Below are 12,539 nucleotides of genomic sequence, written 5' to 3'. Positions count from 1 at the left end.
AATGAAAAAATCAATTTTATTATTAGCGCTAGCTATTTTTTTTACAAATAGCACAGTTAATGCACAAAACAAAATACAAGGTAACGGAAAGGTAGTTACTGAAACAAGATCTACTAGAGATTACGATGGTATTAAAGTAGCAGGTTCTTTTGATGTGGACTTAGTGTCTGGAAAAGAGGGGAAAATCACTATCAAAGGAGAAGAAAATTTATTAGCTGTTATCAAAGTCGAAGTTGAAGATAATTCATTAAAAATTTATGTGGAGAAAGGTACTCAAATACGTACAAGTTCAGGTAAAATTCAAGTTACCGTTCCATTTGAAAAAATCTCTGAATTAAGCTTAGCAGGATCTGGCGATATTCAATCAAAAGATGTGATCAAAAATGATAAATTTTCAATCAAATTATCTGGCTCTGGAAATTTTACTTTACCGGTTGATACCAATAATTTAGAACTGAACGTAAGCGGATCAGGAAATGTACGTTTAAAAGGAACTGCTACTAATTTCTCAGCTAAACTTTCTGGTTCTGGAGATATTAATGCTTGCCGATTTAAAATCGAAGGTTGTTGAGGCTAATGTTTCGGGATCTGGAAACAGTAAAGTTGCTTGCGACGAAAGCTTAACGGCTAGAGTTTCTGGTTCTGGAAATATTAGATATGTTGGAAATCCTGAAAAAAAAGATACTAAAGTTTCTGGATCAGGAACTATTTCAAAAAGCTAACTATTCAAAAAAATATCACGAGTTACAAAAAAAATCATCAATCAAAATAATCCTTGCAATTCGTGATATTGGTTTTATAAAAAGGCGTTTCAATTAGTTTGAAACGTCTTTTTTATGTACTCTTCTTAACAGAAATATTGATGTAACGAAGAAAATTGCCAAAATTACAATTGCAGCACGCGGACTTCCTGTAATTTGATCAATAATTCCGTAAACACACATTCCTATCACGATTCCTATTTTTTCTGCAACATCATAGAAACTAAAAAACGATGCTGTATCTTCGGTATCTGGCAATAATTTCGAATAGGTTGAACGTGATAAAGCCTGAATTCCTCCCATTACAAATCCTGCTACGGTTGCCATAACATAAAAATGTGTAGGTAATGTTATGAAATAAGCCAAAGCACAAAATACAGCCCAGATTCCATTAATAAATATCAAAGTGGGAACATTTCCCCACTTAGAAGAAGCATAAGAAGTTAAAAGTGCTCCAAAAATAGCAACAATCTGAATTAATAAAATACAAATTATTAAACCTATTGTACTTTCTTCTTTTGAAGACCATTGAATTTCCTGTGCTCCAAAATAGGTTGCAACAAGCATTACAGTTTGCACTGCCATACTAGAAACAAAGAAACCTCCTAAGTAACGCTTTAAGGGAATATTTTCCTGTAATAATGCCCAGACTTTTTTTAGTTCTTTAAAACCATTAAACACAACAGCTTTTGTTAGTTTCTGTCCTGTTTCTTTACTTCCTTTTGGCAAATAATAATACGTATATTGACTAAATAAAATCCACCATATTCCCACCATCACAAAAGAATATTTCATCGCTTCCATTCTTGCAATATCATTTTCAGCTCCCATTATCATCCATAAATTGATAGCCAACAAAAGAACGCTTCCGAAGTATCCTAAAGAATACCCTTTTGCACTTATTCCATCCTGTTGTTCTTCAAAAGCAATATCTGGCAAGTATGAATTATAGAAAACCAAACTTCCCCAATATCCCAATAGCCCAAGAAAATAAAATGCTAATCCGATATATATATTATCCAGATCAAACCAATATAATCCCATACAGGATAAAGCTCCCATGTAACAGAAAAACTTCATGAAGGATTTTTTATTTCCTACGTAATCAGCAATTCCTGATAATAATGGAGAAATGAAGGAAACTACTAAAAACGCAACTGCAGTAATAAAACTAATTAAAGCCGAATTTTTAAGATGCATTCCGAAAACATCGATGTAATGATCGCGATCACTGAATAAAGCTTCGTAAAAAATTGGAAAAACAGCAGAAGCAATTGTCAAAGTATAAACAGAGTTTGCCCAATCATAAAATGCCCAAGCATTTAAAAGCTTCTTATCTCCTTTTTGTAGGTTTTTCATAGAAATGGTTTTGTTAATAGGCTACGAATTTATCTAATTTTTATCATAATCAGATAGAAATTATCCAATTCGTTCATTAATAAATTATAAACAAAAAAGCTATTCGTTATGAATAGCTTTTCTTGATGTTCTAAAAATATATTTTATTTAATAGTTCCTACTTTTAGCGCAATTGCTTTTGCTTCTGGAATTAAAGCTTTAATATTTGCAATCCTTGTTGCATCAGAAGGGTGAGTACTCATGAATTCTGGAGTCGAAGAACCACCAGATTTTGCCGACATTCTTGTCCAAAATGCAACTGCATCATCCGGATTATAGCCTGCAATTGCCATCAATGTCAAACCAATTTTATCTGCTTCGCTTTCGTTGCTTCTGCTAAAAGGAAGCATTACTCCTACCTCAGTTCCCATTCCATAAGCTTGTGAAAATATTTCTCTTGTTTGTGCAGATTTATTTGTTGTAGCAACATCTAAAACGGCTCCCCCAATTTGCTGAAGTTGCGCAGCGCTCATTCTTTGTGCTCCGTGATTGGCTAAAGCGTGCGAAACCTCGTGCCCCATAACTGTTGCCAAACCAGATTCATTTTGTGTAACAGGTAATATCCCTGAATAAACCACAATTTTACCTCCTGGCAAACACCAAGCATTTACTTCTTTATTATCAACCAATTTATATTCCCAGCGATAATCTTTTAAATACTGTGACTGTCCTAAATATGTTAGATACTTTTCGGCAGCAACCTTTAATTTTAAATCCAACATTTTCAACAAGTTTTGCATCTGCCGTTCCTGTAATAACTTTATTTTCAGACAAAAAAGTACTGTATTGCTGAAAAGAAGTTGGAAACAATTCGCTATTCGAAACAAAATTCAAATTTTGTTTTCCAGTAATTGGATTTGTTGCACAAGCCATAACAAGCGCCCCAAAAACTCCTAAAAACATATATTTTTTCATAATTCGAGCTATTTTTATAACAAAAATACGATTAAAAAAAATAAAATATTTTATACATTAAAATAAAAAAATATCAAAATTTAACTATTCGCCAACAATATGAAGTTCATTAAACTCTTTATCAACTATTAAGAAATTATTTTGCTCAAAACTAATTTTGTCAAATTCAATCTTTTCGTTGTCAATTTCTATTTCTACAACTTTAAAAGGCAATCCGATAAGATTGATTTTATATTTAGTGTAAGGAGTTATATACTTCCCTTCTTTATGAAGTTGAATAATCAATTCCTTTTCTTTTCCAACATTTCGTAGCGACAAATAACTGTAGCGTCCTTTTTTGTAATCGTAACCATCTTGAGCATCTTCATATACAGCCGACTGTTCTTTACCATTTTTATAGTAAACATCCAACGTTAATTCATCAAATTCTAATTCGCCTACATACTGTTGAACAGGATATTTTGGAATAATTGCTCCAGCTTTTACAAAGACAGGAATCTCATCAAATTTGGTATCAATCCAAATTTCTCTTCCTCCGATAAACAACTCATTGGTCCAATAGTTATACCATTCCCCTCTAGGAATATACATACGTCTACCTACAGCATTAGGTTCAAGTATAGGGCAGACTAAAATCTGGTTTCCAAAGATAAACTCGTCGTTGCGATAATGTGTTTGCGTATCATCTTGATCATAATAAACCAATGGCTTTAGCATAGGAACTCCCTCCTCAATATATTGCCAAAACATAGTGTACAAATAAGGCAACAATTGGTAACGAAGACTCACAAATTTTCTAGTAATATTAATTACTTCTTCATCAAAAGCCCAAGGTTCTTGATTTCCATGATCTCCAGAAGAATGAGTTCTACAGAAAGGGTGAAAAACACCTAATTGAATCCAACGTGCATACAATTCTCCTGTTGGCTGTTCGGCAAAACCCCCAATATCAGAGCCTGTAAATCCCATTCCAGAAATAGATAATCTCTGAACCTGAATATTTGCAATCCATAAATGTTCCCAAGTTGCTACATTATCACCTGTCCATGATGATGTATAACGCTGTGCACCAGCATAAGCCGATCTTGTAATGACAAACGGACGTTTTGGATATGCAAATCGTTTTACACCATGATAAGTGGCTCTCGCCATTTGAGTTCCATAAATATTATGAGCTTTTCTATGGCTACAAGGATTTCCATCGTAAACATGGCGAACATCCATGGGAAATGTTTTATTAGGAACCTCCATAACAGCTGGTTCATTCATATCATTCCAAACTCCCTTTACTCCAATTTCTGCAATTAATTCTTTAAATAAACCAGCCCACCATTCTCTAACTATGGGATTTGTGTAATCAGGGAAATTACATTCTCCTGGCCAAACTTTTCCTTTCATATAAGGACCGTCGGCTCTTTTACAGAAATAATCTTTCTCTAAAGCTTCTTTATAAACCCAGTAATCTTTATCAATTTTAATTCCTGGATCAATAATTACAATAGTTTTAAAACCATCTTCTGCTAATTCAGAAACCATTCTTTTTGGATCGGGAAAATAGTTTTTATTCCAAGTAAAGCATCTAAATCCGTCCATATAATCGATATCCAAATAAATGGCATCACAAGGAATCTGAAGCTCTCTAAATTTTGATGTAATTTCTTTAACCTTATTTTCAGGATAATAACTCCATTTGCATTGATGGTATCCTAAAACCCAAAGTGGCGGTAATTCTGGCTTACCTGTTAAATCGGTATAAGTGGTAACAACGTCCTGCATTTGAGGACCATAAACAAAATAATAGTTCATTTCGCCACCTTCAGCCCAGAAACTAGTAACATTTCTTCTTTCTTGACAAAAATCAAAGAAAGTTCTGAAAGTATTATCGAAAAATATACCATAAGACTGTTTGTTATGAAGTCCAATATAAAAAGGAACCACTTTATATAACGGTTCTTGATCTTTCTGGTAAGCATATTGATCTGTAGCAAAATTTTCTACTCTTTTGCCTTTAAGATTCATTTGAGTGGCTTTATCGCCTAAACCGTAATAACATTCGCCATCTTTAGCGAATTTGCTCATTTTTACAATATTCCCGCCATATTCGTAGCTTTCTTCCCAATGAAAACCAAGTTCATCTTCAAGAATTAGAAAATCATTTAAATCGTAAATCGCAAGACGAAGATCTGCTTTCTGAATTTTACATTTAACTTTACTAGTTCTAATTTGAAAGTAGGTTTCTTCTTCAGTAACTTCCAAAAAGTTGTAGCCATGAAGTTGTGTTTTATCAATGGCATATGAAAAATCGTTGCTGAAATAGCCTTTTGTAGTAAAACGGAATCGAATTAAACTATCACGAAGAATAGTAACTTTTAAAATTACCTTATTATCCGTATTAAAGAAAATAGAATCTCCTTCATGTTCATACGAGACAATTTTTGATGGATATAAATCGCCTTTGTATTCTAATGATGTGTTTGTAATCATATCTCCAATGAATTAATTTATAACATTTTCTTTCATTCAAACATACAAAAAAAGTCTGTAACACCCTATGAATAAAAGGTTTATTCACGAAAACGTTTTTTCTGAATGAGTTACAAATTACCAAACAAAAAATCAACAATTTGATAATTTTGAAACGATATAATAACAAAATCTTACTTCAAGATTTTAAATTAAACTAAAATATATACGGTAACGCTCAAAGGTGGCAAAACTAGTTCGGCAGAAAAATCTCTTCCATCATAAGATATTGAATCTGTTTTTAGAATTTTAGAATTTTCTATACCACTTCCGCCATATAATTTGGCATCGCTATTAAAAATTTCTTGCAGTTTGCCTTTTCTAGGAATACCAATTCTATAATTTTCTCGAACAACTTGAGTAAAATTGCACACTACAATAATATTATCATCTGGATTATTTCCTTTTCGGATATAAGACAAAACAGCATTTTGATGATCGGAATAATTGATCCATTCAAAACCGTCTCCAGTAAATTGTTTCTCATACAAAGCAGGCTGTGATTTATACAATTGATTTAAATCGGTAATCAATCTCTTTATCCCAGAATGAAAGTCATATTGTAATAAATGCCAGTCCAAACTTTGTTCGAAATTCCACTCCCCTGTTTGACCGAATTCAGCACCCATAAAGAGCAATTTTGTTCCTGGATGTGTAAACATGTAACCGTACAACAATCTTAAATTTGCAAAACGTTGCCATTCGTCTCCAGGCATTTTATAAATCAGAGATTTTTTGCCATAAACCACTTCGTCATGAGAAAATGGAAGCATGAAATTTTCAGTAAACGCATATGTCATAGAAAAAGTCAATTCATTTTGATGGTATTTTCTATAAACCGTTTCTTTCTCGAAATATTTTAAAGTATCATGCATCCAACCCATCATCCATTTCATTCCAAAACCTAAACCTCCAAAAGAAGTGGGTCTCGAAACCATAGAAAAAGAAGTGCTTTCTTCTGCAATAGTCTGAATACCATTAAAATTAGAATAGATTACTTCATTAAATTCTTTAAGAAAACTAATTGAGTCTAAATTTTCCCTTCCCCCAAAAATATTAGCTTCCCACTCACCATCTTTTCGAGAATAATCTAAATAAAGCATCGAAGCAACAGCATCAACACGAAGTCCATCGATGTGATAATTCTGAAGCCAAAAAACAGCATTACTTATTAAGAAAGCTCGAACTTCATTTCTTCCATAATTAAACACTAAACTTTTCCAATCTGGATGATATCCTTTTCTTCTATCTGGATGTTCGTATAAATGCGAGCCGTCAAAATATCCTAAACCATGCGCATCATCTGGAAAATGTGATGGAACCCAATCTAGAATTACACCAATTCCTTCCTGATGTAATTTATCTACCAAGACCATAAAATCTTGCGGTTTCCCAAAGCGAGAAGTTGGCGCAAAGTATCCTGTTAATTGATATCCCCATGAAGGATCATAAGGATACTCCATAATTGGCATAAACTCAACATGTGTAAAACCAGTTTCTTTTACATATTTTACTAAATCATCTGCAAGTTCAAGATAAGTTAAAAATCGATTATGATCTCCTCGTTTCCAAGAACCTAAATGCACTTCATAAACCGAATAGGGTTTGTCTAGAGCATTAAAATCCTGACGATTTTGCATCCAATTATCATCTTTCCATTTATAATCCAAGTCCCAAACTACAGATGCCGTATGAGGCGGTTTTTCGCAATAACGTGCAAAGGGATCGGCTTTTTCGGTAACTACGCCATTTATATTAGATTGAATTTTGTATTTATAAAGTGCTCCTTTTGAAATATCTGGAATAAACCCTTCCCAAATTCCAGAAGAATCCCAGCGAACATTTAAATTATGTTCACCTTGCGTCCAATAATTAAAATCACCAATTACAGAAACAGCTTGAGCCGTTGGAGCCCAAACAGCAAAATAAACGCCTTTAACTCCGTTCACTTCAATTAAATGAGCTCCAAGTTTTTCATATAATCTGAAATGTTTGCCTGCTTTGAATAAATCTATATCAAAATCGGTAAAAAGAGAGTGTGCGATTACTTTAGTCATATTTATTTTTTAAGACAATTGAAGATGGTTCCGATAGCAATCGGAATTATTATTGAAACTTAATTTAGATTATTCAATTCTAAAATTATCAGATAATGTTACTCCTTTTTTGACAACAACAATTCCGTCTTTTATGCTGTATAATTCATTAGTAAAATTGTCTAAATGCTTTCCTCCCGAAATATGCACATTGTTTCCAATACGAACATTTTTATCAACCAAAGCATTTTTGATATAACAATTCTCTCCTATACCAACATGAATTTTATTAATACTGCTTTCATGATTTAATTCTTCTAGATCCTGATAGAAATCATTACCCATTACGTAACAGTTCTCTAAAACAGTTCCTTCGCCAATTCTAGAACGAATACCAATTACAGAGCTTTTAATTTCTTTTGCATTAATAATACAGCCTTCAGAAATTAAAGATTGATTGATAATCGAATTTCTAAATTTAGAAGGAGGCAATAATCTTGGTCTAGTAAAGATTTTGTTTTCGTTATCAAATAAATTAAATTCTGGAATATCTGCAGTTAAACCAATATTTGCTTCAAAAAATGATTCTATATTTCCAATATCTGTCCAATATCCTTCATATTGATAACTTAAGATTTTATGCTTCCCAACAGCTTGCGGAATAATTTCTTTTCCAAAATCTTTCGTTTCTTGGTCAGCCATTAATTCTTCTAGCAATGGTTTATTGAAAATATAAATTCCCATCGAAGCAAGATACTTTTTCCCCTTTTCTTGCATTTGCTCACTCACTTCAGATTCCCATTCTGGCAATAAAGAAGCATGAGGTTTTTCTATAAACGCATGAATGTTGTTTTCATGATCTGTTTTAAGAATACCAAATTCTGGAGCATCTTTGGCATTTACTGGTAAAGTTGCAATAGAAATTTCAGCATCAGCCGCAATATGCGCTTCAAGCATTTCATTAAAATCCATTTGATACAACTGATCTCCAGAAAGAATTAAAGCGTGGTCAAAATCGTGCTTTAAAAAATGTGACATACATTGTCTTACTGCATCAGCAGTTCCCTGAAACCAAGTCGGATTATCAGGAGTTTGTTCTGCGACTAAAATATCAACGAAAGATTGGCTAAAAATACTAAAATTAAAAGTGTTTTTAATATGAGCATTTAGAGATGCAGAATTAAATTGCGTCAATACAAATATTTTAAAAATATCAGAATTAATACAATTCGAAATCGGAATATCGACCAAACGGTACTTTCCTCCAATAGGAACTGCCGGCTTTGATCTTGTTTCTGTCAATGGAAATAAACGTGAACCCTGTCCACCTCCTAAAATAATGGCAACTACATTTTTCTTTTTAAATTTCATTTTGCTGAATTATTAAGTTGTATATTTCGATATATTCTTGGCAAACACTTTCCCAGGAATGATCTGCTGACATTCCTTTCGTTAAAACTTTATTTAAATTTATTTTATCCTCATACAACCTAACAGCACGATTTATTGAATAGCATATATCTGCTACCGAAGCCTGATCATGACAAATGCCATTTCCGTCATCTCCAAAATCAACAACCGTATCTCTTAACCCTCCAGTTCTTCTAACAATCGGAATAGTTCCGTAACGCATAGCATACATTTGATTTAACCCGCATGGTTCAACCCTAGAAGGCATTAAAATATAATCTGAACCTGCATAAATCAAATGCGCTAAATCTTCATTATAACCTATAAAAACATTGTAATTTCCTTTATAATCATTTCGAAGTTGCGTTAATTGCGATTCAATTTCTGCATTTCCCGATCCTAAAATCAAAATATTAATTTCTTCGAAATGTTCAGACAATGCCAAAGCAGAAGCATGCGGGAGCAAATCGCCTCCTTTTTCTTCAAACAATCGTCCAATAAAACTAAATAATGGTTTTGACGGATCTAATTCAAATTCTTCGCACAGCTTTTCTTTATTTTTTCTTTTTCCCGTTTCAAAATCTTCAATCGAATAATTTTCGGCAATCATTTGATCTTTCATAGGATTCCAAACTTCGATGTCAATTCCGTTTAAAATTCCTTTCGATTTATTTCTTACAGAATTAAACAGTGATTCTAATCCATTTGCTGATATATTAATTTCATTCAAATAGCTTGGAGAAACAGTAGTTATGGCATTTGCACATTTAATGCCAACGGCCAATGAATTTATCGAATTGCTCCATTCTAAAAACCCAACATGTTTTAGATTAAATTCTGGCAAATAATATAATTTATCAAAACCAAACCACCCCTGATATAAACCATTATGAATAGTTATAGTTGTTTTTACATTCTTTAAACTTTCATATTTATAAGCAAACTGCAACATAAACGGAATAACACCAGTATGATGATCATGGCAATTAACAATGTCTGGAATTGCACTTCTAGCGATTATCCAATCTAGTGTTGCTATCTGAAAAGACAAAAATCTTTCGATATCATCTTCATAACCATACACATCTGGTCTATTAAACAATTCATTAATTTCTATTAAATACAGTTCGAAACCCAATTTGTCTGTTGTCTCTTTTAAGACACTAAACGGGAAATTAAAATTTCCTAATTTAACATTACCCCAATGAACACACTCAAAATCATTTTCTTTTCTAAATTTAGTGTCATAACAAGGAATTACAACTCTAACATCATGACCGGCAGATTGTTGATATTTAGGTAAAGCACCCACAACATCACCTAATCCGCCAACCTTTGCCACAGGATAACATTCTGCGCTAATATGAAATATTTCCATTTTAGAAATTAATTTATGATTATCATAAGAAGCAATAATTTATATACTACTTTTATGTTTTTTAAATTTAGCAAAAAAACAAGCAAAATCCTTCCCTAAAATAAGTTTTATTGAAATGGCAAAAAAGGCAATCAATCCTATTAAATCATTAAAAATTCCTAAGATTATTATAATATCTGCGAAAATATGCGCTTTTATTTCTACAAAATTAGTTACAAAATTTGTCTGCAAAGATTTTCACAACACCAATAAAACATAAAGTTCCTAAACGAGAATTAGAAATGGATGCCAAAAGCATTCAAGAATTAATTTATGTTCCAGCAATTGATAAAAGTGTTGTTACATATACTTATGGGCAAAGTGAACGTAAAGTATTATTGGTTCACGGTTGGTCTGGAAGAGGAACACAACTTTTTAAAATTGCAGACGAACTTTTAGCAAAAGGGTATTCCACAGTTAGCTTTGATGCGCCGGCACACGGAAAATCAAAAGGTAAAACAACAATAATGTCGGAGTTTATTGCTTCTGTTTTAGAAATAGAAAAGCAATTTGGACCTTTTGAAATTGCAATCGGACACTCTTTAGGTGGAATGTCTGTTCTAAACGCAATTAAAGATGGGCTTCGAGTAAAAAAGGCAGTAATTATAGGAAGTGGAGATATTGTTCAAGATATTTTAGATGAATTTACTTTTAAATTAGGTTTGCAAAAAGAAATTAGCAATCGTTTAAGAGATGCTTTTGAAGAAAAATACCAAGTAAAAATGGATGATTTTTCAGCTTATAGAGCGACTAAGAAAATTAATATTCCTGTTTTAGTTATCCATGATAATGATGACCCTGAGGTATCTGTAAAAGCCGGTAAACACATTCACGAAAACCTTAAAAATGGAACTTTGTTTTTAACCGATGGATTGGGGCATAGAAAAATACTTGGAAATCAAAATGTTATCAAAAAAATTCTAGAATTCATCAAAATCAATTAACTTTATAGATAACTATTTCATTATTATTTTAAAAGAGATTAAAATGGATCTATTTGGAGAAACATCAAACTGGGAAACTAAATTAAAACCCATTTTAAAAAAGTACAAAAACAAAAAACATCCATTAGATTATCAAAATCCATATCAATTATTGGTTATGGTTGTTTTATCTGCTCAAGATTCTGATGCCAATATTAACTCAATTGCACCAGCTTTGTTTGAAAAATTCCCTACACTTAAAAGTTTATCAAAAACTGATTTAGAAACTTTTTTACCTTTTATATCGAAAGTTCGAAATCACGGAACTAAAGCTCAATGGCTTTTAGATATTGCAACAACTATACAAGAAGATAAGGATATTCCTCTAACAATGACTGGATTAACAGCATTAAAAGGAATTGGTAGAAAATCTGCAAATGTAATTTTAAGAGAAACTGGCAAACCTGCAGAAGGAATTATTGCAGATCTACATGTAATACGAGTTGCTCCAAGAATTGGAATAATTAAAGAATCTAAAGATGGAAATAAAGTAGAAAAAGATTTAATGCAAGTCTTGCCTAAAAATATTTGGTCAGAAATAGGAATGGCAATTTCCTTTTTAGGGCGTGAAATCTGCAGACCTAAACCAAAATGTCCAGAATGTCTTCTAAATGATATTTGCTTGTATTATAATACTGAAATCCTCAAAAATTAATTATTTTCTTCTTGTATCAATCAAATAAATAATTTTCCAAGAATCTTTCTCTTTAAACAAAGTAAAAGTATTCACACCAGAATGACTAAACTTATCATTCAAATAAAATTCATAAGGAGCCCAAACATGAGCCATTGATCCATCAATTTGAATATTATAACTTAATATTTTTTCTTGAAATTTCAAAGTTGTGGGAATTGATGCTATGGATTTGTAAAATTCATTTGCAGTTTCATTAGATAATTTATTCCCTTTTGCAGTGCTTTCGCTAATAGACTGCAATATCATTTTTTCAGAACAAACTAATTTTATTTTTATAGAATCTCTTTGATGAAATCCTTCGAAAAATGATTCAATACATTGCTGAACTTCTTTTTTTTGAGCATTGGCAGATAATCCAAAAAGAAGAAAAAAAACAATTATATAAATTTTCATAGTCAT

9 protein-coding genes and 2 pseudogenes are annotated in these 12,539 nt (G+C 32.1%); 4 read left to right on the top strand and 7 right to left on the bottom strand.

The genetic code is table 11. The annotated features are described in order from the left end of the window. Position 1 precedes the first annotated feature (1 nt). Positions 2 to 571 carry a head GIN domain-containing protein gene (locus P5P87_RS03515; protein WP_278021593.1) on the top strand — a complete coding sequence of 190 codons (570 nt, stop codon included), beginning with the start codon at positions 2 to 4 and terminating at the stop codon, positions 569 to 571. After that, complete coding sequence (locus P5P87_RS03510; protein ID WP_278021592.1) at positions 540 to 722, top strand: GIN domain-containing protein; 183 nt, start codon at positions 540 to 542, stop codon at positions 720 to 722. The genes P5P87_RS03515 and P5P87_RS03510 overlap by 32 nt, the downstream gene beginning before the upstream one ends. 93 nt (positions 723 to 815) lie before the next feature. Here the strand turns inward: P5P87_RS03510 and P5P87_RS03505 are convergent, their stop codons facing one another. From P5P87_RS03505 to P5P87_RS03480, 6 genes and pseudogenes are all read right to left on the bottom strand, one after another. Beyond that, positions 816 to 2,120, bottom strand: a complete 1,305-nt coding sequence (locus P5P87_RS03505) for an MFS transporter (protein ID WP_278021591.1) — start codon at positions 2,118 to 2,120, stop codon at positions 816 to 818. 143 nt (positions 2,121 to 2,263) lie between these two features. Continuing rightward, a pseudogene (locus tag P5P87_RS03500) lies at positions 2,264 to 3,074 on the bottom strand (M48 family metallopeptidase). 84 nt (positions 3,075 to 3,158) lie between these two features. Then, positions 3,159 to 5,558, bottom strand: a complete 2,400-nt coding sequence (locus P5P87_RS03495; protein ID WP_278021590.1) for a glycoside hydrolase family 31 protein — start codon at positions 5,556 to 5,558, stop codon at positions 3,159 to 3,161. Positions 5,559 to 5,749: 191 nt separating this feature from the next. Next, complete coding sequence (glgB, locus tag P5P87_RS03490; RefSeq protein ID WP_278021589.1) at positions 5,750 to 7,654, bottom strand: 1,4-alpha-glucan branching protein GlgB; 1,905 nt, start codon at positions 7,652 to 7,654, stop codon at positions 5,750 to 5,752. A 69-nt stretch (positions 7,655 to 7,723) separates the two neighbouring features. Further along, positions 7,724 to 9,004 (bottom strand): glucose-1-phosphate adenylyltransferase, encoded by a 1,281-nt coding sequence (locus P5P87_RS03485; RefSeq protein ID WP_278021588.1) that lies wholly within the window; start codon positions 9,002 to 9,004, stop codon positions 7,724 to 7,726. Continuing rightward, positions 8,994 to 10,421 carry a glycogen synthase gene (locus tag P5P87_RS03480; RefSeq protein WP_278021587.1) on the bottom strand — a complete coding sequence of 476 codons (1,428 nt, stop codon included), beginning with the start codon at positions 10,419 to 10,421 and terminating at the stop codon, positions 8,994 to 8,996. Before P5P87_RS03480 ends, P5P87_RS03485 begins: the two co-directional genes overlap by 11 nt. Before the next feature lie 115 nt (positions 10,422 to 10,536). Here P5P87_RS03480 and P5P87_RS03475 point away from each other — a divergent pair. Beyond that, positions 10,537 to 11,404, top strand: a pseudogene (locus P5P87_RS03475) (alpha/beta fold hydrolase). 43 nt (positions 11,405 to 11,447) lie between these two features. Next, positions 11,448 to 12,098, top strand: a complete 651-nt coding sequence (locus P5P87_RS03470) for an endonuclease III domain-containing protein (RefSeq protein WP_278021586.1) — start codon at positions 11,448 to 11,450, stop codon at positions 12,096 to 12,098. Here P5P87_RS03470 and P5P87_RS03465 read toward each other — a convergent pair whose 3' ends face one another. After that, a complete protein-coding gene (locus P5P87_RS03465) occupies positions 12,099 to 12,533 on the bottom strand; it encodes a nuclear transport factor 2 family protein (protein ID WP_278021585.1) in 435 nt (144 codons plus the stop codon). Positions 12,534 to 12,539: the final 6 nt, after the last annotated feature.

The sequence above is a fragment of the Flavobacterium ginsengisoli genome (assembly GCF_029625315.1).
In the GTDB taxonomy this organism is placed as follows: domain Bacteria; phylum Bacteroidota; class Bacteroidia; order Flavobacteriales; family Flavobacteriaceae; genus Flavobacterium; species Flavobacterium ginsengisoli.
The sequence above is the reverse complement of the archived record's forward strand: the minus strand, read 5'-3'. Positions and strand labels throughout refer to the sequence as shown.

Bases quoted from the DNA above. Each gene is read 5' to 3' on its own strand.
- P5P87_RS03515 (WP_278021593.1), top strand. From the start codon at position 2: ATGAAAAAATCAATTTTATTATTAGCGCTAGCTATTTTTTTTACAAAT.
- P5P87_RS03510 (WP_278021592.1), top strand. From the start codon at position 540: ATGCTTGCCGATTTAAAATCGAAGGTTGTTGAGGCTAATGTTTCGGGA.
- P5P87_RS03505 (WP_278021591.1), bottom strand. From the start codon at position 2,120: ATGAAAAACCTACAAAAAGGAGATAAGAAGCTTTTAAATGCTTGGGCA.
- P5P87_RS03495 (WP_278021590.1), bottom strand. From the start codon at position 5,558: ATGATTACAAACACATCATTAGAATACAAAGGCGATTTATATCCATCA.
- glgB (WP_278021589.1), bottom strand. From the start codon at position 7,654: ATGACTAAAGTAATCGCACACTCTCTTTTTACCGATTTTGATATAGAT.
- P5P87_RS03485 (WP_278021588.1), bottom strand. From the start codon at position 9,004: ATGAAATTTAAAAAGAAAAATGTAGTTGCCATTATTTTAGGAGGTGGA.
- P5P87_RS03480 (WP_278021587.1), bottom strand. From the start codon at position 10,421: ATGGAAATATTTCATATTAGCGCAGAATGTTATCCTGTGGCAAAGGTT.
- P5P87_RS03470 (WP_278021586.1), top strand. From the start codon at position 11,448: ATGGATCTATTTGGAGAAACATCAAACTGGGAAACTAAATTAAAACCC.
- P5P87_RS03465 (WP_278021585.1), bottom strand. From the start codon at position 12,533: ATGAAAATTTATATAATTGTTTTTTTTCTTCTTTTTGGATTATCTGCC.